At 64.4% G+C, this 21,109-nt stretch carries 19 protein-coding genes; 11 read left to right on the forward strand and 8 right to left on the reverse strand.

All coding sequences use genetic code 11. The annotated features are described in order from the left end of the window. Positions 1-17: 17 nt before the first annotated feature. Entirely contained in the window at positions 18-812 is a 795-nt protein-coding gene (locus IVB50_RS06240) for an ABC transporter substrate-binding protein (RefSeq protein ID WP_247294993.1), read from the reverse strand. 255 nt (positions 813-1,067) lie between these two features. Here IVB50_RS06240 and IVB50_RS06245 point away from each other — a divergent pair, with 255 nt between their 5' ends. Together IVB50_RS06245 and IVB50_RS06250 are read left to right on the forward strand one after the other, a co-directional pair. After that, entirely contained in the window at positions 1,068-2,261 is a 1,194-nt protein-coding gene (locus IVB50_RS06245) for an efflux RND transporter periplasmic adaptor subunit (RefSeq protein ID WP_247294996.1), read from the forward strand. Positions 2,262-2,276: 15 nt separating this feature from the next. Next, positions 2,277-5,435 (forward strand): multidrug efflux RND transporter permease subunit, encoded by a 3,159-nt coding sequence (locus IVB50_RS06250; RefSeq protein ID WP_247294998.1) that lies wholly within the window; start codon positions 2,277-2,279, stop codon positions 5,433-5,435. On the opposite strand, the gene IVB50_RS06255 is transcribed toward IVB50_RS06250, so the two are convergent. Then, entirely contained in the window at positions 5,432-7,699 is a 2,268-nt protein-coding gene (locus IVB50_RS06255) for a cation:proton antiporter (RefSeq protein ID WP_247295001.1), read from the reverse strand. The genes IVB50_RS06250 and IVB50_RS06255 overlap by 4 nt on opposite strands. A 432-nt stretch (positions 7,700-8,131) precedes the next feature. After that, complete coding sequence (locus IVB50_RS06260; protein ID WP_018454089.1) at positions 8,132-9,304, reverse strand: MFS transporter; 1,173 nt, start codon at positions 9,302-9,304, stop codon at positions 8,132-8,134. 59 nt (positions 9,305-9,363) lie between these two features. Between IVB50_RS06260 and IVB50_RS06265 the strand changes: the two genes are divergently transcribed. Beyond that, the gene (locus IVB50_RS06265) at positions 9,364-10,215 is read left to right on the forward strand and encodes a helix-turn-helix transcriptional regulator (protein WP_026232669.1); all 852 of its coding nucleotides are present in this window, start codon (positions 9,364-9,366) and stop codon (positions 10,213-10,215) included. Positions 10,216-10,386: 171 nt separating this feature from the next. Further along, positions 10,387-11,739, forward strand: coding sequence for a malonyl-CoA decarboxylase (locus tag IVB50_RS06270; protein WP_085351884.1), 1,353 nt, complete (start codon positions 10,387-10,389; stop codon positions 11,737-11,739). A gap of 189 nt (positions 11,740-11,928) precedes the next feature. On the opposite strand, the gene tarD is transcribed toward IVB50_RS06270, so the two are convergent. The 5 genes from tarD to IVB50_RS06295 form a co-directional block, all read right to left on the reverse strand. After that, complete coding sequence (gene tarD / locus IVB50_RS06275; protein WP_085361487.1) at positions 11,929-13,098, reverse strand: D(-)-tartrate dehydratase; 1,170 nt, start codon at positions 13,096-13,098, stop codon at positions 11,929-11,931. Positions 13,099-13,242: 144 nt separating this feature from the next. Beyond that, positions 13,243-13,500, reverse strand: coding sequence for a DUF3297 family protein (locus IVB50_RS06280; RefSeq protein ID WP_007613756.1), 258 nt, complete (start codon positions 13,498-13,500; stop codon positions 13,243-13,245). After that, complete coding sequence (locus tag IVB50_RS06285) at positions 13,497-13,973, reverse strand: glutathione peroxidase (protein ID WP_018454085.1); 477 nt, start codon at positions 13,971-13,973, stop codon at positions 13,497-13,499. Before IVB50_RS06285 ends, IVB50_RS06280 begins: the two co-directional genes overlap by 4 nt. Positions 13,974-13,975: 2 nt before the next feature. Further along, complete coding sequence (locus tag IVB50_RS06290; RefSeq protein ID WP_085395718.1) at positions 13,976-15,376, reverse strand: amidase family protein; 1,401 nt, start codon at positions 15,374-15,376, stop codon at positions 13,976-13,978. Between the two features lie 104 nt (positions 15,377-15,480). Continuing rightward, entirely contained in the window at positions 15,481-15,738 is a 258-nt protein-coding gene (locus IVB50_RS06295) for a hypothetical protein (protein ID WP_007613759.1), read from the reverse strand. Positions 15,739-15,988: 250 nt separating this feature from the next. On the opposite strand from IVB50_RS06295, the gene pqqA reads away from it, so the two are divergent. The 7 genes from pqqA to IVB50_RS06330 all read left to right on the forward strand — a co-directional run bounded on the left by pqqA (position 15,989) and on the right by IVB50_RS06330 (position 21,089). Further along, positions 15,989-16,069 carry a pyrroloquinoline quinone precursor peptide PqqA gene (pqqA, locus tag IVB50_RS06300; protein ID WP_007595659.1) on the forward strand — a complete coding sequence of 27 codons (81 nt, stop codon included), beginning with the start codon at positions 15,989-15,991 and terminating at the stop codon, positions 16,067-16,069. 118 nt (positions 16,070-16,187) lie between these two features. Beyond that, a complete protein-coding gene (gene pqqB / locus IVB50_RS06305) occupies positions 16,188-17,117 on the forward strand; it encodes a pyrroloquinoline quinone biosynthesis protein PqqB (protein ID WP_085361488.1) in 930 nt (309 codons plus the stop codon). After that, on the forward strand, positions 17,114-17,905 hold the full coding sequence (gene pqqC / locus IVB50_RS06310; RefSeq protein WP_247295004.1) for a pyrroloquinoline-quinone synthase PqqC: 792 nt from the start codon (positions 17,114-17,116) through the stop codon (positions 17,903-17,905). Before pqqB ends, pqqC begins: the two co-directional genes overlap by 4 nt. A gap of 10 nt (positions 17,906-17,915) precedes the next feature. Continuing rightward, positions 17,916-18,227 (forward strand): pyrroloquinoline quinone biosynthesis peptide chaperone PqqD, encoded by a 312-nt coding sequence (gene pqqD / locus IVB50_RS06315; protein ID WP_247295006.1) that lies wholly within the window; start codon positions 17,916-17,918, stop codon positions 18,225-18,227. Next, positions 18,224-19,423 carry a pyrroloquinoline quinone biosynthesis protein PqqE gene (gene pqqE / locus IVB50_RS06320; RefSeq protein WP_018454081.1) on the forward strand — a complete coding sequence of 400 codons (1,200 nt, stop codon included), beginning with the start codon at positions 18,224-18,226 and terminating at the stop codon, positions 19,421-19,423. The genes pqqD and pqqE overlap by 4 nt, the downstream gene beginning before the upstream one ends. Next, a complete protein-coding gene (gene pip / locus IVB50_RS06325; RefSeq protein ID WP_247295009.1) occupies positions 19,413-20,399 on the forward strand; it encodes a prolyl aminopeptidase in 987 nt (328 codons plus the stop codon). The genes pqqE and pip overlap by 11 nt, the downstream gene beginning before the upstream one ends. A 12-nt stretch (positions 20,400-20,411) precedes the next feature. Beyond that, positions 20,412-21,089: a DUF4286 family protein gene (locus IVB50_RS06330; RefSeq protein WP_247295012.1), complete on the forward strand. Its 678-nt coding sequence runs from the start codon at positions 20,412-20,414 to the stop codon at positions 21,087-21,089. Positions 21,090-21,109 lie beyond the last annotated feature (20 nt).

Genomic DNA, 21,109 nt, shown 5'->3' on the forward strand with positions numbered 1-21,109 from the left:
CATCCTGCGCCGCCGTCCTATTCGGTGCGGATCGGCGCGTCCTTCAGGCCATTGCTGTCGTAGGCCTTGCGCAAGGTGCCATTCGTCACCGCCTCGTTCATGAATTTGGTGACGAAGGTCAGCGCTTGGGGGTGGCCGAGCGGTACAGCGACCGCCGTGACGGTCTTCTTGAAGGTCTCGTCGAGCACGCGCGTGCCCGGGATCTTCTGCGCCATCTTGTTGAGCTGGTCGCGCGACAGCGCAAACGCATCGATCTGGCCGCTGCTGAGGAGGCCGAAGATCTCGTCATAGGTCTGATAGCCCGTGACCTTCGCATTCTTCAGATGCGCGGCCGCGCCGCGCATCGTGGTCGTGGCGTTCACGGCCGCGACCTTGATGCCCCCCTGATCGAGCGTGGCGAAATTGGTGACGTTCGAGCCTGATTTGACGATGTAGGTGGCGTCCGCGACCTCGTAGATCGGGCCGAACATCATCCTGCTCTCGCGCTCAGGATCTTTGGGCAACCAGGTGACGTCCCAGTTGCCGTTCGATGCCGCGTCAGTGATCTGCCCTGAATTCTGGTACACGACATATTCAACGGGCACGCCGAGTTGCCCGGCCATCTCCCTGCCGAGATCGACCGGCACGCCGGCATAGCCGTCTCCGGTCTTGGTGGACCAGAACGCGCCGCCAGCCAGGCTGATCGCAATCGCGACCCGCAGCTTGCCGGTCGGTGCGATCTCGTCCTTAAGTCCATCGCCTAGCGCGGGCATGACGACCGCCGCTGCGAGAATGAGGCCGGCAAGGACCGACTTAAGGACCGACGTGGGCATGTCATGATCTCCCGACCTTTTCTTCTTGTATTCTTCTCTTGTTCGTCCCGACCGCTTCGCGCGCCGTCGCTCGGCCTGTGACATAGTTCTGGTCGATCGGGTGCGCGATAAAAAGCGGTTTGTGATGGCAAAACTGCCAAAGGCCACAGCGCGGTCCGCAGCGCAAGGCCGACGACTGCCATGGCTATGGTGTTCCACGTCCGGGCATTTGTTGGTAGCCTCCCGCCTCGATAGACAGCAACCGGGGGCCACCGAATGACCTGCGCGAATCCCGCATCTCCCGCACGGCGCAACGAAGCGTGGAGACATGTCGGGCAGGCACTGGCCGCCGCGATGGCCGTGGCCGCGCTCGCCGGCTGCGAGGACAAGAACAGTTTCGTCGCTCCGCCGCCGCCCAAGGTGGACGTCGCCGCGCCGGTGCAGCGCCCGGTGACGCGGTATGTCGAGGCCACCGGCAACACCGCGCCGTTCAAGAATGTCGATCTCGTCGCGCGCGTGCAGGGATTCCTGCAATCGATCGACTACCAGGACGGCGCCTTCGTCAAGCAGGGCACCCAGCTGTTCACGATCGAGCCCGAGACCTACAAGCTCAAGCTCGACCAGGCGCGGGCGGCCGAGGCCGGCGCGCAGGCCTCAGTCCGGCAGGCGGAAGCCGACTACAAACGGCAGGCTGAGCTGGTGCAGCGCCAGGCCGTCTCGCAGGCCACGCTCGACACCTCGACATCGACGCGCGATAACGCGCAGGCCAATCTCCAGCAGGCCGAGGCCAACACCAAGCTCGCCCAGGTCAACTACGGCTACACCAACGTGACCGCGCCTTTCGACGGCATCGTCAGCGCTCACATGGTCTCGGTCGGCGAACTCGTCGGCGTCTCCTCTCCAACTCAACTCGCGTCCATCGTCGCGATGGACCCGATCTATGTGAATTTCACCGTCAACGAGCAGGACGTGCTGCGCATCCGTGCCGAGGCCGCCCGCCGCGGGCTCACCGCCGCAGACATGAAGCAATTTCCGATTCAAGTCGGTTTGCAGACCGAGGCCGGTTATCCGCATGAGGGCAAGCTTGACTATGTCGCCCCGACCCTCACCCAGTCGACGGGCACGCTCGCAGTGCGGGGCCTTGTCCCCAACGACAAGCGGGTGCTGCTGCCCGGCTATTTCGTCCGCGTTCGCGTGCCCTTCACTCAGGAGAAGGACGCCCTGCTCGTGCCCGACACCGCGCTCGGCAGCGATCAGGGCGGCCGCTATCTCCTCGTCGTCAATGGCGACAACGTTGTCGAGCAGCGCAAGGTGCAGATCGGTCCCGTGGACAACGGTTTGCGCGTGATCGAAAGCGGCTTGAAGCCGGATGATCGCGTGGTGATCGCAGGGCTGCTGCGGGTGATTCCGGGCCAGAAGATCGAGCCGCAGGTGACGAAGATCGAGCAGCCGCAGGCGTCTGCCAAGTAAGTAGGAGCGCCTGCCATGATCTCAAAGTTCTTCATCGAGCGGCCGGTCCTCTCGAACGTCATCGCGCTGCTGATGATCCTGATCGGCGGCGTCGCGCTGTTCAACCTCGCGATCGCGCAATATCCCGACGTGGTGCCGCCGACAGTGCAGGTCACCACACGCTATCCCGGCGCCAGCGCCAAGACCGTGATCGACACAGTTGCCTTGCCGATCGAACAACAGGTCAACGGCGTCGAGGACATGCTCTACATGCAGTCCTACAGCGGCTCCGACGGCACCTATACGCTGACCGTGACCTTCAAGATCGGCACCGACCTGAACTTCGCGCAAGTGCTGGTGCAGAACCGCGTCTCCAGCGCGCTGTCGCAATTGCCCCAGTCGGTGCAGAACCAGGGCGTCACCGTACAGAAGCGGTCGACGTCGATCCTGCTGTTCGTGACGCTGACCTCGCCCGACAAGACGTTCGACAGCCTTTATTTGAGCAACTACGCCACCATCAACCTCCGCGACGAACTCTCGCGCCTGCCCGGCGTCGGCAACGTCACCGTGTTCGGCGCCGGCCAGTATTCGATGCGGGTGTGGCTCGATCCGAACAAGCTGCAGGTCCGGGGCCTGGTGCCGCAGGACGTCATCCAGGCGATCCAGCAGCAGAGCCAGCAGGTCTCCGCCGGCCAGGTCGGCGCACCGCCGACGCCGCCGGGTCAGGCGTTCCAGTACACCCTCAACGTCAACGGCAGGCTCGACGATACCACCGAGTTCGAGAACATCATTGTCAAATCAGGCACCAGCGGCGACGTCACGCGGGTGCGCGACGTCGGCTGGGTCGAATTGGGCGCGCAGACCTACAGCCAGATCTTCTCGCTCAACAAGCAGCCTGCCACCGGCATCGGCGTGTTCCAGTCACCCGGCGCCAACGCACTCCAGGTCGAGCAGGCTGTCGAGAAGAAGATGGCGCAGCTCGCCAAGGCCTTCCCGCAGGGCATGAAGTACGACACGCCGTTCGACACCACCAAATTCGTGCAGGCCTCGGTGCACGAGGTCTACATGACGCTGATCGAGGCCGGCCTGCTGGTGCTGGTCGTGATCCTGGTGTTCCTGCAGGACTGGCGCGCGATGCTGGTGCCGGCGACCACTGTGCCGGTGACCATCATCGGCGCCTTCGCCGCCATGGCCGCGCTCGGCTTCACCATCAACATGTCGACGCTGTTCGCGATCGTGCTAGCGATCGGCATCGTCGTCGACGATGCCATCGTCGTGGTGGAAGGCGCGGCCCACAACATCGAGCAGGGCATGAACGGCCATGACGCCGCGATCAAGGCGATGGACCAGCTGTTCGCGCCGATCGTCGGCATCACGCTGGTGTTGATCTCGGTGTTTTTGCCAGCGTCGTTCCTCGCCGGGCTCACCGGCCGCATCTATTCGCAATTTGCGCTGGTGATCGCGGCGACCGCGCTTCTGTCCGCCATCAACGCGGCGACGCTGAAGCCGACGCAATGCGCTCTCTGGCTGCGGCCGACGGTGCCGCCGGAGCAGCGCAACTTCTTCTATCGCGGCTTCAACGCGGTCTACAACCGCGTCGAGCGCGGCTACATCCGACTGATCGGCGTGCTGTGCAGGAACAGCACGATCTCGGTCGCGATCGCGCTGGTGCTGATCGGGATCGGCGGCTACGGGCTGTCCCGGGTACCGACCGGCTTCCTGCCGATCGAGGACCAGGGCTACCTGATCGCCGCCGTGCAACTGCCTGACGGTGCCGCGCTGGAACGGACCCAGAAGGTGCTCGACAGAGCGAGCGAGCTGATCAAGGACACGCCCGGAGTCCAGCAAGTCATCACCATCGCCGGCATCTCCGCGCTGGACAACAGCGCCAGCCTTGCCAATGCCGGCGTCGCCTACATTATCCTGAAAGATTGGGACGCGCGCAAAGGACCGGGCGAGGATCTGCGCTCACTGGTCTACGGGCTGAACGACAAGCTCGCGGCCATCATGGAAGCGCGCACGCTGGTGCTGCCGCCGCCGCCGATCCAGGGCATCGGCAACGCGGCCGGCTTCTCGATGCAGGTCGAGCTGCGCGACGGCAACAGCGATTTCGCCAAGCTCCAGGCCATCACGGGCGCGATGGTCAGCAATGGCCAGAGCCAGAGCGCGCTGCAGCGCGTCCAATCCTCGTTCCGCTCCTCGGTGCCGCAATTCAACGTCGAGATCGACCGCATCAAGACCCAGACGCTGCACGTGACGACGGACCAGGTGTTCGCGGCGCTCTCGACCTATCTCGGCTCGTCCTATGTCAACCAGTTCAACAAGTTCGGCCGCGTGTTCCAGGTCTACACCCAGGCCGATCCCGCCTTCCGCGTCACCGAGCGCGACATCGCCAACATGATGGTGCGCAACTCGAACGGCGACATGATCCCGATCGGCACGGTTGCCACGATCACGCCCGCCACCGGCCCGTCGCTGATCAGCCTCTACAATCTCTATCCATCGTCGACCGTGATCGGCCTGCCGGCGCAGGGCTACTCCTCTGGCCAGTCGCTGAAGCTGATGGAGGAGATCGCGGACAAGACGCTGCCGCCGGGCACCGGCTTCGAATGGACCGCGATGTCCTATCAGGAGAAGGCCGTCTCCAACCAGATCTACTGGGTGTTCGGGCTCGCCATGCTGCTGGTCTATCTCGTGCTCGCCGGCCAGTACGAGAGCTGGTACGCGCCGATCTCGGTAATCCTGGCGGTGCCGCTGTCGTTGCTCGGCCCCATGCTGATCCTCAACGCACTGAAGATCGACAACAACCTCTATTGCCAGATCGGCCTGATCCTGCTGATCGCGCTGTCGGCCAAGAACGCCATCCTGATCGTCGAGGTCGGGCTCGAGCTGCACGGCCGCGATGGCAAGCCGGTGCTGGAATCCGCGGTCGAAGCTGCGCGCGCCCGCTTCCGCCCGATCCTGATGACGTCGTTCGCCTTCATCCTCGGCGTGGTGCCGCTGGTGATCGCGACCGGCGCCGGTGCCAGCGCGCGCAAGTCGATCGGCATCACGGTGTTCTCGGGCATGCTGGCCTCGACCTGCCTCGCGGTGCTGTTCGTGCCGGCGTTCTTCGTGGTGGTGCAGCGCTTCGAGAACTGGCGTGCGTCGAAGAAAACGCCGAAGGCGGTGGCAGTGGCCGAAGTGAAATCCTAGGCTTTCTCCGTGGACGTCGGCCGCGCCTCCCCGCTCGAGACCAGGAGCACCGACACCTTCGCTTGCCTGAGCACGGCGTCGGCGACGCCGCCGAAGGAGAGATGATCGGCCTGGATGCGATCGACCCCCATCACCACGAGATCGACGGCGGTGGTCTCGATCTCGCGCAGGATCGCCGCTTCAGGCGCCCGGTTCGCGCGCAAGGTCGTGGTGATGTCGACCTCGTAACGGGCGGCGAGATCGCTGGCGTCCTTCAGGATGCCGGCCTCCTGGTTCAGACCACGCGAGGCGCCGCGCTGCGCGCCCTTGTCGCGCGTCGTCGCGACATAGATCACCCGGAGCGAGCCTGATCCCGCCTGCGCCAGCGCGACCGCGACCTCGGCGCCGCGCTTGGAGACGCCGCTGCCGGAGACCGGAACGAGGATGTTGAGCGCCTCGGGCGTCGGCTGCTTCAGGTGCTTGCCCTTGGCCGCCACGACCGCGAGCGGTCCCTCGAACTTCGCTGCGATGTCCTCGATCCTCCGATCGAAGCGATCCTTGGCGGCAGCAACCTTGTCGACGCCGATGACCAGAAGATCGAAGCCCTTGCGCGCTTCGTCGGCGATGGACTCGCCGAGCTCCGCACGCCTTGCCCGGGTGACGACGTCGACGCTGCCGACATCGCCATCGCCATGGGCCGATACGATCTCGGCGGCCTTCTTCACCACGGTTTCCGCGCTTTCCTCTTCATCGCGGCCCTTCTCCTGATCCTTGGCGCGCTTGCCGATGTGCAGCACGGTGATTGGCAAGCCGCGCATGCCGGCGATCAGGCCGGCGATGTGGGCAGCGAAGGTGGCGTTCACGCTCTCGTCCACGGCGAGCAAGGGGCGTTCGAGATTGCCGACGAAGCCGCGCTTCTCGAATTCTTCCCGCTCCAGGCGCTCTTGCTCGTCCTTGTTCATCGGCAGCTTTGCCAGCGCGGCGCGCAGCATCGGCGGCATCGCCATCGTGGTCACGATCGCCATGGTCACAATCATCGTGAACAGGTTCTGGCTGAGCACGCCGATCGAAAGACCGATGGTGGCGATGATCACCTCGGTCGAGCCGCGCGCGTTCATCCCGCTTGCGAGGGCCAGCGACTCCCTTGTGTTCAGCCCGCCCACGGTTCCGCCGACGAAGGCGCCGCCGAACTTGCCGACGCTGGCGATCACGACCAGCAGGCCGGTGAGCATCAGCAGATGGGGATCGCGCAGCACCGTGAGGTCGGCGCTCAGGCCGGCCAAACCGAAGAACACCGGCATGAAGAAGCTCGAGATCAGCCCGCGCAGCCGCTCGTCGATCTGCCGCGTCAGGATCGGGGACTCCCCGACCAGAATGCCGGCGACGAAGGCACCGAGCACGGTGTGGACGCCGATCAGATGCGTGACCAGCGCCATCGCGCACATCAGCAGCAGGATCACCGTGATGACCGGGGCGGTGCTGACGAGATTGTCGTTGGCCCATCGAATGAGCTGGAACACGATGCGGCGGCCGATGGTGAAGCTAATCGCGAGGAAGGCCAGCGTGCCCAGCACAGCTTTCGCCACCGAGGCGATATCCAGCGCGCCGTGCGAAGCGAGGCTGAAGATGACGGCGATGATGATCCAGCCGATGGTGTCGTCGATGACGGCGGTGGCGACGATGATCTGGCCGACATTGCGGCGCATGAAGTTCATCTCGCGCACAACCACCGCGACGATCTTCACCGAGGAGATTGACAGCGCCGTGCCCATGAACAGCGACGCAACCAGGCGGGCTTGCGGATTCGGCAACAGCGCATCTGGCAGGAATTCGCCGAGCGCAAAACCGCAGGCAAAGGGCACGAGGATGCCGGCAATCGAGATCGCGATCGCGGCCTTGCCGACCTTCCTGACCAGCTTGAGGTCGGTCTCCATGCCGGTCAGCAGCAACAGCAGCAGGATGCCGAACTGCGCGATGCCGTCGATCATCGCTTTCTGCTCGGGCGTTTTGGGGAAGATTGCCTGCTGTGCGTCAGGCCAGACCCAACCGAACAGCGAGGGACCGAGCAGGATGCCGGCGAGCAATTCGCCGATCACCGAGGGCTGGCCGAGGCGCTGCATGATCTCGCCGAGACCGCGGCCGACCGCGATCAACAGCACGATCTGGGCCACCAGCAGGAATTCCGAGGGACCGGCCGATTTGCCGCCCTCGGCGCTGGCCGCAACGGTGGTGAGGACAAGCGCCGCGGGGACAAGGCCGACCGGTCGGAGCAGGCTCCACTGCATGCAGGAATTTTACCCCTTCATCTGCCCCGGCGAGGTGCCGGGATGACGGGGATAGAACCCGCGGCAGGCAACAGGAGTTCCTTGACTTCGCGGCGGGTAAGGGGCCTCAACAAAAAAACGCGAAAACAACCCCATGCACAGTAGAGATGAGGTTGAAAAGACTGGAGAAAATTTCGTCTTTGCCGAAATCTAATTTCGCTTTGCCGAAAATGCTTGCCCCGTCGGGCAAAACACTGGCATGATGGCATCATCGGCAGACTACGCGAGCCGCCGCCACTCCCACGTCATTGCGGGCGCGGCGACTTGACAGCCGAACCTTTAGCGAAGGCGGAAGCAATCCAGAATCCGTCCGCCGAAAGATTCTGGATTGCTTCGTCGCTACGCTCCTCGCAATGACGGGATTGAAACGGGCGCGCGCCTCACGCCGATCCCTCACACCGCCTGCGGTGTCCTGATCTCGCGCGGGAGAATGATCGCGGCTGCGATCGCGAGCAGGCAGAGTGCGGCGAAGGCATGCAGCATGGTGACGAAGCCGCCCTGCTCGTAGAGCCAGGCGACCAGGCCGACCGAGGCGCCGGCCGCGGTGAAGCCGATGAAATAGCGCACGGCATAGGCGCGCGAGCGCCATTCCTCGCTGGTGTATTTGCCGACCATGGCGTCGTTGACCGTGACCTGTCCGAACGCGCCCATGACGATGCCGATCGAGACCAGGATCAGCGGCAGATTGGACAGGCTCGCGGCGAGATACAGGAACGGCGCCAGCATGAAGGACAGCGGCAGCGCCACTGTCTTCAGCGAATAGCGGTCGAGCAGCCGGCCGATCGTATACTGCGTCATCGCGCCGAACACGTAGACGCAGGCCGCGATGACGCCGAGCAGCGCCGGGCTTTTGGTGAGATCGGCAAGCCGCTCCGCGAACAGCTTTGGCAGCGCCACGGTGACGGCGTTGAACGTCGTGGAGATCGCGATCACCACGATCAGCAGCGACAGGATCACGCGCCACATGTCCTGCTTGGCGACCCGCGCCTGCGCTGCCGCCTGCTTCGAGCCCTTGCGGTCCTCGTGAACGACCATCGTCGCGAACGCGATGCCGATCAGGATGGTGACGATGCCGGGGACGATGAAGGCGAAGCGCCAGCCGAGATACTGGCCGATCACGCCGGTGACCAGCGCCGACGAAGCGACGCCGAGATTGCCCCAGACGCCGTTGATGCCCATCTCGCGGCCGAGCCTGTCAGCGTAGGAGACGATCATGGCAGTGCCGACGGGATGATAGATCGAGGCAAAAATGCCGATCGCGAACAGCGCCGCGCCGAGTTGGGCCGGGGTCTGCACGAAGCCAACCGAGATCATGGAGGCGCCGATGCCGACGAAGAAGATCAGCATCATGTGGCGACGGCTCCAGCGGTCGCCGAGCCAGCCGGTGAGCAGCGAGCCCGCGCCGAAGGCGACGAAGCCCGGCGTCGCGTAAGGCAGGAGTTCCGAATAGGCCATGCCGAGCGCCGGTCCCATGATGATCACCGCGGCGGCGAAAATCAGCATCGCGTAATGGTCGATGAAATGGCCCGCGTTGACGAAACTGATCACCCGGCTGGGGCTGTTCATGGGAATCCTCTCCTGCTCCGAAATGAGTTATATGTCTTGGGCATGACGGGATGCTGCCAATGACTGTCGTCGAGACGCCAATCCTCCGGGCGGTCCGGAGCAATCATCGCTCGCCCGCGGGCGTGCATCTGGTCGCACGCGACTATCCCAAGGGCATGCGGATCGATCCGCATATGCACCGCGAGGCACAGCTGATCTATGCCGCCAGGGGCACCATGCAGGTGACGACGCCCGGAGGGCGCTGGCTGGTGCCGCCGGACCGCGCGGTCTGGGTCCCCGCCGGGCTCCAGCACGCCATCGATCTGCTCGCCGACATCGAGATGCGGACGCTGTATTTCGACTTGGCCTGGCTGAAGCGCGCGCAGCGCCATGAGGGACTGACCAAGGAATTCGTGGTGCGGGTGTCGCCGCTGCTGAACCAGGCGATCCTCGCGCTGTTCGACGCGCAAAATACCGAGGAGCGGACCGATCTGCTGGTTCGGCTAGTGATGCTGGAACTGGTCCGGGCCGAGGATTCCGCGACCTTCGTGCCGCTGCCACACGAGCCGCGCTGCCGGCGCGCGGCCATGATCGTGCTCGACGATCCCACCGGCCTGCACGACATCGACGCGCTGGCGCGCGAGGTCGGAACCTCCGCGCGCACACTGTCGCGGCTGTTTTCGACAGAGACGCAGCTGAGCTTCAAGAGCTGGTGCCAGCGTGCGAGGATTGCGGCGGCGATCCAGCGGCTGTCCACCGATGCCAATGTGTCCGTGAAGCAGCTCGCGACCCAGCTCGGCTATGCCAGCGTACCGGCGTTTTCGGCCGCGTTCCGTCAGGTGACGGGACGGACGCCGACGGAGTTTGCCACACACTCGGTGTCATCGCCCGGCTTGACCGGGCGATCCAGTACTCCGAGACGGCGCGGCTAGAAGCGAAAAGCTGCGGCGTACTGGATGCCCCGGTCAAGCCGGGGCATGACAACTCACTTGGGGCGCATAGCCCCGCTAAACTTGCCAAAATCCCCCGCTTGATTGTGATCGGATTCCGCCCAAATCCCGTGTAAGATTCCCGCACCGCACAAACCCGACACGAAAGCCCCGATGGCCAACGCCTTCTTCTCCGACTTACTTACTACCATCTCCGAGCGCGGCCGCACGCTGCTTCGCCGCGGGGATTCTGCCGACACCAAGCCGGACGCCGATGGGCTGATCGAGCTCTGTGGCGCGCTGCTGTCGGGCCGGGGTGAAGCTTCCGGCACCGCCATGGCGCGTGAGGTGCTCGACATCTACCAGGACCTGGATGCGGCGGGACGTCGCGCCTTTTTCGAAGCCCTGGTGCGCGATTTCGGCCCGGATCGGGAACGCCTGTCCAAGGCGATCGAGACATGGCGCGCCAAGCCGGCCGACGAGGATGCCAGCGCCCTGCACTTCGCCTCCGAGCCGCGCCGGCAGGAGCTGATCCGCCGCCTCAACCGCGCACCCGGCGGCACCGGCGATCTCGTCAAGATGCGCGCCGACCTGCTCGACATGATGAACAGGCACGCCGATCTCGCCGCACTCGATCGCGACGTTTCGCATCTTCTCTCGTCATGGTTCAACAGGGGGTTTCTCGTGCTGCGCAGGATCGACTGGTCGACCCCGGCCAACATCCTCGAAAAGATCATCCGTTATGAGGCCGTGCACGAGATCAGCGACTGGGACGATCTGCGCCGCCGCATCGATCCGGTCGACCGCCGCTGCTACGCCTTCTTCCATCCCGCGATGGTGGACGAGCCCCTGATCTTCGTCGAGGTCGCGTTGACCGAGACGATCCCCGGCGCGATCGCGCCGCTGCTCGCGGTCGATCGCCCATCCGTCCCGATCGAGCGCGCCCGTACCGCCGTGTTCTACTCGATCTCCAACACCCAGCGCGGTCTGGGCGGCATCTCCTTCGGCAGCTTCCTGATCAAGCAGGTGGTGGAGGAGCTGCGCCGCGAATTGCCCAAGCTCGACAATTTCGTGACGCTGTCGCCGGTGCCGGGCTTCATGCCATGGGTGAAGCAGGACAAGGATTTGCCGCTGTCGGACGAGGACCGCGAGATCCTGAAGCGCCTCGACGATCCCAAATGGTTCGAGAACCCCGAGACAACGACACTGCTACGTGGCGTGATCGAACCGCTCGCGGCGCACTATTTCCTGAAGGCGCGCACACCCAAAGGCAAGCTGATCGACTCCGTCGCGCGCTTCCATCTCGGCAATGGCGCCCGCCTCGAGCGCATCAATTGGTTAGGCGATCTCTCGCCGAAGGGCGTGCGCGAGTCCGCCGGCGTGATGGTCAACTACCTCTACCGCCTCGACGACATCGAGAAGAACCACGAAGCCTACGCCAATGACGGCGAAGTCGTGGCCTCGAGCGCGGTGAAGAAGCTCTTGAAGGGCGAAGGGCGGCGGCTGTTGGATATGCGACTGTCGTAAGGGACGACCTCGGCTGATTGCGTTGGTTCGTCCACAATCTCGGTGTCATCGCCCGGCTTGACCGGGCGATCCAGTATTCCAGAGGCCTCCGTTGAAGCGCTCGCTCTCGCCACATTCGCCACGGCGTACTGGATGCCCCGGTCAAGCCGGGGCATGACAGCGGAAAGCATGGCGTGGCCGTCGCGCCCCCTACTCCGCCAGCGCCTTCATCTCCTTGTAGAGATCCGACTTGCCTTCGAAGCCGATGCCTGACAGCTCCGGCATGGTGATGTGGCCGTTCTCGACGCGGACGCCGTCGGGGAAGCCACCATAGGGCTGGAACAGGTCGGGGTAGCTCTCGTTGCCGCCAAGGCCTAAGCCGGCTGCGATGTTGAGCGACATCTGGTGGCCGCCGTGGGGGATGCAGCGGCTCGGCGACCAGCCATGAGTTTTCAGCACCTCCAGCGTGCGCTGGTATTCGCACAGGCCGTAGGACAGCGCGCAATCGAATTGCAGCCAGTCGCGGTCGGGGCGCATGCCGCCGTAGCGAATCAAATTGCGGGCATCCTGGTGGCTGAACAGGTTTTCGCCTGTTGCCATCGGGCCCGGATAGAATTCGGCGAGGGCTGCCTGCAGCGCGTAATCCAGGGGATCGCCGACTTCTTCGTACCAGAACAAGGGATAATCCCGCAGCATCTTGGCATAGGCGATGCCGGTCTCGAGATCGAAGCGGCCGTTGGCGTCGACGGCGAGCTGCGCGTCCTTGCCGATTTCCTTCAGCACCGCTTCGATGCGGGTGCGGTCGTCCTCGATATCAGCACCGCCGATCTTCATCTTCACGACGTTGTAGCCGCGATCGAGATAGCCTCGCATCTCGCCGCGCAGCATCGAGAGGTCCTTGCCGGGATAGTAGTAGCCGCCGGCAGCGTAGACGAACACGCGCGGATTGGCTTTGACGCCGTGACGCTCAGCCAGCAGGCGAAACAGCGGCTGGCCCGCAATCTTCGCGACCGCATCCCACACCGCCATGTCGATGGTGCCGACCGCGACCGAGCGCTCGCCGTGACCGCCCGGCTTCTCGTTGGTCATCATCGCGGCCCAGACCTTGTCGGGGTCGAGATTGTCGCCGGCCGCGTTCAGCAGCGATTTCGGATCGGCCTCCAGGATGCGCGAGGCAAAACGCTCGCGGATCAGGCCGCCCTGCCCGTAGCGGCCGTTGGAGTTGAAGCCGTAGCCGACGACGCGCTTGCCGTCGCGAACGACGTCGGTGACGACGGCCACGAGGCTCGTCGTCATCTTGGTGAAATCGATATAGGCGTTGCGGATCGGCGAAGAGATCGGCTTCGTGATCTCGCGGACGTCGACGATGCGGACGGACATGGGGTTTGGCTTTCTGCGGGCTCCCTCCTCTCGTCATGGCCGGGCTTGTCCCGGCCATCCACGTCTTAGCCGCTCGAAGAACGTGGATGCCCGGGACAAGCCCGGGCATGACGGCGTGCCCCAAGCACGCTTCGCATTCCAAAACTACTTCTTATCCCTGAAATACGGCTCGACCGGGCCGTGCACCTTGATGGTCAGCGGGTTGCCGTGGCGGTCCTTGGCGTTGCCTGCGGTGACGCGGACCCAGCCTTCGCTGATGCAGTATTCCTCGACATTGGTCTTCTCGACACCCTTGAAGCGGATGCCGACGTCGCGCGCCAGGATGTCCGCATTGTAAAAGGGGCTGTTCGGATCGACCGAGAGGCGGTCCGGAAATTCGTCGCTCATGATTGTCTCGCTCATAACAGGGTCTCGATTTGCTGCCGCAATCCTTCGGGCCGCGCGGTCGGCGCATAGCGCGAAACCACCTTGCCGGCGCGGTCCACCAGGAATTTCGTGAAATTCCATTTGATGGAGGCGCCCAGCAGGCCGGATTGCTGGCGTTTCAGGTACTCATACAACGGATGGGCATTGCTGCCGTTGACGTCGATCTTCTCGAACAGGGGAAAGGTGACGTCGTAATTGGTCGAGCAGAACGCCTGGATCTCGCTCGCCTGCCCTGGCTCCTGCGCACCGAACTGGTTGCAGGGAAAGCCGAGCACCGAGAAGCCGCGCGGGGACAGGTCGCGATGCAGATCCTCCAGCCCGCGATATTGCGGCGTGAAGCCGCATTTGCTCGCGGTGTTGACGATCAGCAGCACCTGCCCCTCGAAGCTGCGCATCGGCACTTCTTCGCCGAGAAGCGAGTTGGCCTTGAAGTCGTAGATCGCGGACATCGCTAACCTACGGGATCGATCGGCGACGGCGGCACGCCGCCCGCCTCGATCGCCTCGCCTGCGAGCAGGCAGAGATCCTCGCGATAGCGGCCCGACACGATGTGCACGCCGACCGGCGCCTTGCCGACGAGGCCCGTGGAGACCACGAGGCCCGGCAGGCCCATGAAGGGAATGGCGATCTGCGGCAACTGCGCTTCCCAGACGCGTTTGAAGGAAGAGTCGTCCTTGCGGTCGAGATGATCGGGGAACGGCAGTTCGCCGGAGACCGGCGTCAGCAGCACGGCATAGGTCTCGAAGAACAGCATCCAGTCGCGGGTCAGCGTGGCGCGGCGGGTCAATGCCTTGGCGTAATTGGCCTGGTCCATCGGCGTGACCCTGGCACGGTTGCCACGCAGGCACGCCAGCGCGCCGGGATCGCCTTCACGCTCGGCCATCTCGAGCTGCGCCTCATAGCCGTCGCCGAGCCAGAGCTTGATCTGCCACTCGACCGCTTCGCGCATCGGCGGGGTGTTCTCGATTGTCTCGACGGTCCAGCCGGCCCGTTCGAGCCGCTTGCCGGCGTCGATGACGGCGGCCTTCACCTCGGGCGCGCTGGCCAGGCCGTCCGGGTCGAGACAGAGCGCGGCGCGCTTCGGCCGCGCGGGGCCTTCCAGCGGCACCGGCACAAACCAGGGATCGCGGATGTCGCGGGCCGACATGGCCGCGAGCGAAATCCTGATGTCGTTGACGGTGCGCGCCAGCGGCCCCGACACCGCCATGATCTGCGGCCCGATCGGGCGCTCCGGCAGGGCCGGATTGAAGGCCGGGATGCGGCCCAAGGTCGGGCGCAAGCCATGCACGCCGCAGGCATAGGCGGGATAGCGGATCGAGCCGGCAATGTCGGTGCCATGGGCGATATGGCCGATGCCGGCCGCGACCGCCGAGCCCGCGCCGCCGGACGAGCCGCCCGGCGTCAGCGAGGCGTCGCGGGGGTTCTTGGTGTCGCCGTGGACCAGGTTGGTGGTGAACCAGCGATAGGAAAAGGCCGGGCAATTGGTGCGCCCAAGCAGAACGGCGCCGGCTTTGCGGAAATTGGCGACCACCGGATTGTCCTCGCGCGCGATCAGGTCGCGCTGGAGTTTGAGGCCGTTGGTGGTGGCAAAGCCCTCCTGGTCGACATTGGCCTTGATGGTGACGGGCACTCCGGCCAGCACGCCGGGGTCCTCGCCTCTGGCGATGGCGGCATCGACGGCGTCGGCCTGCTTGAGCACGTCCTCGGGCCGGTGGTCGATCACGGCGTTGAGGCTCGGATTGACCGCGTCGAGCCGGCCGAGGCCGGCCTGCGCGGCCTCCCTGGCGGAGACCTTTTTGGTTTTGACGAGATCGGCGAGGTCGGCCGCCGACAGGCGCCAGAGGTCTTGCATGACTTGCTCCGTGTAACCGGCGTCTTTTAGCCCCGGGAACGCGGCAAAGCCATGCGGATTTCGCAGGGATTCCTCCGCCATTGCGACGGTGGCGAGAGCAAGCCTTAATGCCGGGTGGCGGACTGGTCCGGAATGTCCAGGAGTGCCTCGGTGAAGGGGAATTCGAGCACGATCTCGCCTTCCCGGTCGGTGACCTCGATGACGGCCTCAAGCAGGGCCGGCTGGGTGCCTTCCGATCTCAGCACCTCCAGAATCATCTGGCGGGCAACCTCCCAGGCGCGATCGGGATTGCGCAAATCCTCTCCCTCAGGATCCACGATCAGTTCGTCGCCGATACGGGTGTTGAAGAAATATCTGGGCATCACGAAGTTCCAGTTGGGTCGCCTGTACCGGATTGAAAGCTGCACTGCACTCACAACCGCTTTATCAGGAGAGGGTTCGCGACCGAATGCGCCGGGCGCAAGGCAGCATCACCAGCAAGTATCGTTCCGGCAGCATTTTTTGCGCCGCAACATGGCTTTCTCGGGAAAATTTCACTGGCGAACTTTTCCACCCGCACTAACTTAAGGATTGGGCGGATACGTCCGAATTCTCGAAAATGGAGAGCCGAAAATGGCCTGGAAAGCCCCGAAGATCGTCGAAGTGCCCTGTGGCATGGAAATCAACATGTATGTGAGCGCCACCCGCAAGTAAGCGGTTGGTGAGTTCGCGTTCTGCGCAGGTGGATCTTTCGGTCACGATGCATGTCCGGAAGACAGGATTTGTGTTTGCGTGAGGTCCACCTCGCGACATTGCCTCCAGGAGACGGATCATGCTTCGCGTCGTCGTCCTGGGCGCCGCAGCCGGCGGCGGAGTGCCGCAATGGAATTGCGGCTGCGAGGGCTGCCGGACGGCCCGTGATAACGGCCAAGAGCTGCAACGGACCCAAGCCTCGGTCGCCTTCAGCGGCGACGGCGAGCACTGGTTCTTGATCAACGCCTCCCCCGACCTCCGCCAGCAATTGAATGCGACGCCACAGCTGCATCCGAAGGCAGGCGCGCTGCGCCATACGCCGATCGCAGGCGTGATCCTGACCAACAGCGAGGTGGACGCAGTGGCCGGCCTGCTGTCGATGCGCGAGGGTTCGCCCTTCACGGTCTATGCGCACGAGAAGGTGCTGGCGATCCTGAAGGCGAACAGCATCTTCAATGTGCTGAACGAGAAAAACGTGCAGCGCCTGCCGGTCGACATCAATGAGCCGTTCGAGCCGCGGCTGCCGGACGGGGCGCGCTCAGGACTTGAGGTGCTGCCCTTCGCGGTCTCGGGCAAATCGGCCTGGTACCTGGAAGGCAAGACGCATCCGGGCGGCGACAGCGGCGAAGGCGATACGCTGGGGCTGAAGATCACCGACAAAGCAACCGGCAAATGCTTCTACTTCATCGCCGCCTGCGCCGAGGTCACCGACGCGCTCAAGGCCGAGATCGACGGCGCTGCGCTGGTGTTCTTCGACGGCACGGTGTGGCAGGACGACGAGATGATCAAGGCCGGGCTTAGCCACAAGACCGGCAAAAGCATGGGCCACGTCGCGATGTCCGGCGACCACGGCGCCATCGCGCGGCTCGCCGACCTCACACTCGACAGGAAGATATTTCTGCATATCAATAATTCGAATCCGGCGCTGCTGCCCGCTTCCCCGGAGCGCAAGGCCGCTGAAGCGGCGGGCTGGCAGATACCCGCGGACGGAACGGAGATCGTGCTGTGAATGCCGCGTCACTGACTGGAATGACCGCGCTCTCGATCGGCAAGGACATCAGGCTCACTAGCGCCGAGGAGCTGGAGGCGGCGCTGCGTCACATCGGTGCGACGCGCTATCACAGCCTGCATCCGTTCCATAGACTGCTGCATGGCGGCAAGCTCAACAAGGGCCAGGTGCAGGCCTGGGCGCTGAACCGCTACTATTACCAGAGCACCATCCCGATCAAGGACGCGGTGGTGATCTCGCGCTTCCGCGACCGCGCCACGCGGCTGGAATGGCGCCACCGCATCGAGGATCATGACGGCGACATCGGCTCCGAAGGCGGTATCGAGCGCTGGCTGAAGCTGACCGAAGGCCTCGGGTTGGACACAGCTTACGTGGAATCGACCGAAGGCATCCTGCCGGCGACGCGCTTTGCGGTGGAAGCCTATGTGCACTATTGCCGCGAGAAGTCGCCGCTGGAGGCGATCGCGTCCTCGCTCACCGAATTGTTCGCGCCGAACCTGCACGAAGAGCGCATCTCCGGGATGCTGGAGCACTACGACTTCGTCAATCCTGATATCATGAGCTACTTCAACCGCCGGTTGGCGCAGGCGCCGCGCGACGCCGGGTTTGCGCTCGACTATGTCAAGGCGCATGCCACCACGCCCGAGCAACGCGCGTCCGTCTGCAATGCGCTGATCTTCAAGACCAACGTGCTATGGGTGCAGCTCGACGCACTCCAGCACGCCTATGTCGAGGGCCACATTCCGCCGGGCGCGTTCGTGCCCCAAGAACACCAAAAGGCGAGCTAAGGAACGAGCGATGGCCGAGCCGCGTCACATCAGCGTCAGCGAGACCAGCCGGCCGGTTCTGCCGCGGCACGCCAAGCTGAAATATGACGAGACGCGAAAAGTCTGGGTGATCCTGGCGCCCGAACGCGTGCTGGCGCCGGACGAGATCGCGGTCGAGGTCTTGCAGCTCTGCGACGGCGAGCGCAATGTCGGCGAAATGTCCGACCAACTCGCGGCAAAATACGCCGCGCCGCGCGAGGCGATCCTGGCCGACGTCATTGTCATGCTGCAGGATCTCGCCGACAAGGGCTTTCTCACGGAGGCCCGGGAGAAGACGTCATGAGCGATGTGCTCGGCAATCCCACCATCCCGCCCGACGCCAGCGACAGCCTCGCGGTGCTGGAGAAGAGCCGCTCGACGGCAGAGACATTCGGCATTCCGCTCGCCGTGCTGCTCGAGATCACCCATCGCTGCCCGCTGCAATGTCCCTACTGCTCCAACCCGGTCGAGCTCGACCGCTCGGGCAAGGAGCTGACCACCGAGGAATGGAAGAAGGTATTGAGCGAGCTCGCCGAGATCGGCGTGCTGCAGGTGCATTTCTCCGGCGGCGAGCCGACGGCGCGCAAAGACCTGGTCGAACTGGTCAAGCATGCGAGCGACGTCGGGCTCTACACCAACCTCATCACCTCGGCGGTGCTGCTGACGCGCGAGCGGCTGAGCGAACTTGCCGATGCCGGGCTCTGCCACGTCCAGATCAGTTTTCAGGGCGTTGAAGAAGCCCTCGCCGACCGCGTCGGCGGCTACAAAAACGGGCACCGCAAGAAGCTCGAAGTCGCAAAATGGACGCGCGAGCTCGATTTGCCGCTCACCGTGAATGCGGTGATGCATCGGCAAAACCTGCACCAGCTGTCTGATATCATCCAGATGTCGGTGGACCTCGACGCCGACCGGCTCGAGGTCGCCAATGTCCAATATTACGGCTGGGCGCTAAAGAACCGCGCCGCGCTGATGCCGACGGTGGCGCAGCTCGACGAGTGCACCCGCATCGTCGAGGAGGCGCGCGAGCGGCTGAAGGGCCGGCTCACGATCGACTATGTCGTGCCCGATTATTACGCGCTGCGGCCGAAGAAGTGCATGGGCGGCTGGGGTCGGCAGTTCTTCAACATTTCGCCGGCCGGCAAGGTGCTGCCCTGCCACGCCGCCGAGAGCATCACCGGGCTCGACTTCGAATCCGTGCGCTCCAACCATTCGATCGCCTGGATCTGGCAGAACTCGGACGCCTTCAACCGCTACCGCGGCACCGGCTGGATGAAGGAGCCGTGCAAGAGTTGCGAATTCCGGGAGATCGATTTCGGCGGCTGCCGCTGCCAGGCCTTTGCGCTGACCGGCGACGCCGCCAACACCGATCCCGCCTGCGCGCTGTCGCCGCTGCACGAGACCATCTTCAAGCAGGCCGAGCGCGAGGCTGAGGGCGAAACCAACCGCTTCCTCTATCGCAATTTCGCCGGCGGCACCCTGGAATCCGAGAATGGTGCCTGACGCCGACGCGGCCAGCTCAGTCAAGCGCGCCGATCCCTTTGCACCGCTGACCTCCGAAATGCTCGACGTCGGCGACGGCCACGAACTCTATGTCGAGAGCGTCGGCCGCACCGACGGCATCCCCGCGGTCTATCTGCATGGCGGCCCCGGCAGCGGCTGCCAGCCCGACCACCGCCGCCTGTTTGATCCCGACCGTTTCCATGCCGTGCTGTTCGACCAGCGCGGCTGCGGTCGCAGCCGGCCGAAGGGATCGCGCCAGCACAACACCATACAGCATCTGATCGCGGACATGGAAAAGATCCGCGAGAAATTCGGCGTCGCGCGCTGGATGGTGGTCGGCGGCTCCTGGGGCGCGACGCTGGCGCTGGCTTATGCGCAGGCGCATCCCGAGCGCGTCTCCGGAATTGCGCTGCGCGCGACCTTTCTCGGCACGCGTGCTGAAGTCGAGATCGCCTTCACCTCGCGCCTGTCGCAATTCTACCCCGCGCTCTACGACGATTTTCTGAGCGTGCTGCCGGTCGAGGAGCGCGCGCAACCGGTGGAAGCCTACTATCGCCGCATCCTCGATCCCGATCCGGCGGTGCATGGCCCGGCCTCGCGCGCCTGGCACGATACCGAACGCGCCTTGTCGGAGCACAAGGCGGCAAAGACACGGCTGGATCTGGCGTCGCTGAACGTGTGGCGCACATTGCCGGCGACGCCGTTCATGGAGGCGCATTATTTCGTCCAAGACAGCTTCATGACGGAGAACGAGTTGTTGCGGAACGGCGGCAAGCTCGACGGCATTCCCGGCATCATCGTCCAGGGCCGCTACGATCTGTTGTGCCCTCCCGAGACATCGCAGGCGCTCGCGAAAGTGTGGCCGGGTTCCGAGATTCGCATCGTGGAAGAAGCCGGCCATTCGCTCTATGATACCGGCGTGCGGGACGCGGTCATGAAGTCGATCGCAGATATCGCTTCGAAGATTTCGCGATAGCGGGACAAGAAAATGCCACTCGCCGGGAAGGGCATGTTGCTCACGTCGATGAATATCGACGTTCCAAATGAACCCGATTTCAACCGCTGGTACGATCGCGAGCATCTGGAAGAGCGCGTTGCGATCGAGGGCTTTCTCGAAGCGCGGCGCTATGTCGCGCACGCCGCCAATCCCAAATATCTCTCGCTGTATTCAACCGCGACGCTCGACGTGCTCGACAGTCCCGCCTACCGGGCGAGGCTCGCCAATCAGACCGAATGGTCGCGGCGGAGCATGGCGCATTTCAAGGACATGCTCCGCGTGGTCGCCCGCATCACGATCAGCAACGGTACCGGACGCGGCGCGGCGCTCGGCCTCGTGCGGCTGCGGCCGACGCCGGACAATGCAGTCGCGTGGCGTGACGCACTGCAAGAACGGCTGGCGCCGGAAAAACACGACGGCATCATCTCCATGCATCTGCTCGAAAGCGAGCCGGAACTATCAGGCGCGACCGCGGATATTCCGGCGGTGCGCAACGAAGGCGCGCGCGACTGGTTCGTGCTGATCGACGGCACGCATGTCGGCGCGGTCTCGTCCGTGATCGCCGAGCGCTTCACCGGCCCTGCCGCCTCGCCATTCCCGCTTCCCGTGTCGGTCGGCTCCTACTGCCTGATGTGGGACCTCGCGAAGAGCGACATCGCGCGCAACTAAGCCATCGGACGCATCGCAAC

It is taken from the genome of Bradyrhizobium sp. 87 (assembly GCF_023073015.1).
Classification (GTDB): domain Bacteria; phylum Pseudomonadota; class Alphaproteobacteria; order Rhizobiales; family Xanthobacteraceae; genus Bradyrhizobium; species Bradyrhizobium canariense_D.

Bases quoted from the DNA above. Each gene is read 5' to 3' on its own strand.
- IVB50_RS06240 (WP_247294993.1), bottom strand. From the start codon at position 812: ATGCCCACGTCGGTCCTTAAGTCGGTCCTTGCCGGCCTCATTCTCGCA.
- IVB50_RS06245 (WP_247294996.1), top strand. From the start codon at position 1,068: ATGACCTGCGCGAATCCCGCATCTCCCGCACGGCGCAACGAAGCGTGG.
- IVB50_RS06250 (WP_247294998.1), top strand. From the start codon at position 2,277: ATGATCTCAAAGTTCTTCATCGAGCGGCCGGTCCTCTCGAACGTCATC.
- IVB50_RS06255 (WP_247295001.1), bottom strand. From the start codon at position 7,699: ATGCAGTGGAGCCTGCTCCGACCGGTCGGCCTTGTCCCCGCGGCGCTT.
- IVB50_RS06260 (WP_018454089.1), bottom strand. From the start codon at position 9,304: ATGAACAGCCCCAGCCGGGTGATCAGTTTCGTCAACGCGGGCCATTTC.
- IVB50_RS06265 (WP_026232669.1), top strand. From the start codon at position 9,364: ATGACTGTCGTCGAGACGCCAATCCTCCGGGCGGTCCGGAGCAATCAT.
- IVB50_RS06270 (WP_085351884.1), top strand. From the start codon at position 10,387: ATGGCCAACGCCTTCTTCTCCGACTTACTTACTACCATCTCCGAGCGC.
- tarD (WP_085361487.1), bottom strand. From the start codon at position 13,098: ATGTCCGTCCGCATCGTCGACGTCCGCGAGATCACGAAGCCGATCTCT.
- IVB50_RS06280 (WP_007613756.1), bottom strand. From the start codon at position 13,500: ATGAGCGAGACAATCATGAGCGACGAATTTCCGGACCGCCTCTCGGTC.
- IVB50_RS06285 (WP_018454085.1), bottom strand. From the start codon at position 13,973: ATGTCCGCGATCTACGACTTCAAGGCCAACTCGCTTCTCGGCGAAGAA.
- IVB50_RS06290 (WP_085395718.1), bottom strand. From the start codon at position 15,376: ATGCAAGACCTCTGGCGCCTGTCGGCGGCCGACCTCGCCGATCTCGTC.
- IVB50_RS06295 (WP_007613759.1), bottom strand. From the start codon at position 15,738: ATGCCCAGATATTTCTTCAACACCCGTATCGGCGACGAACTGATCGTG.
- pqqA (WP_007595659.1), top strand. From the start codon at position 15,989: ATGGCCTGGAAAGCCCCGAAGATCGTCGAAGTGCCCTGTGGCATGGAA.
- pqqB (WP_085361488.1), top strand. From the start codon at position 16,188: ATGCTTCGCGTCGTCGTCCTGGGCGCCGCAGCCGGCGGCGGAGTGCCG.
- pqqD (WP_247295006.1), top strand. From the start codon at position 17,916: ATGGCCGAGCCGCGTCACATCAGCGTCAGCGAGACCAGCCGGCCGGTT.
- pqqE (WP_018454081.1), top strand. From the start codon at position 18,224: ATGAGCGATGTGCTCGGCAATCCCACCATCCCGCCCGACGCCAGCGAC.
- pip (WP_247295009.1), top strand. From the start codon at position 19,413: ATGGTGCCTGACGCCGACGCGGCCAGCTCAGTCAAGCGCGCCGATCCC.
- IVB50_RS06330 (WP_247295012.1), top strand. From the start codon at position 20,412: ATGCCACTCGCCGGGAAGGGCATGTTGCTCACGTCGATGAATATCGAC.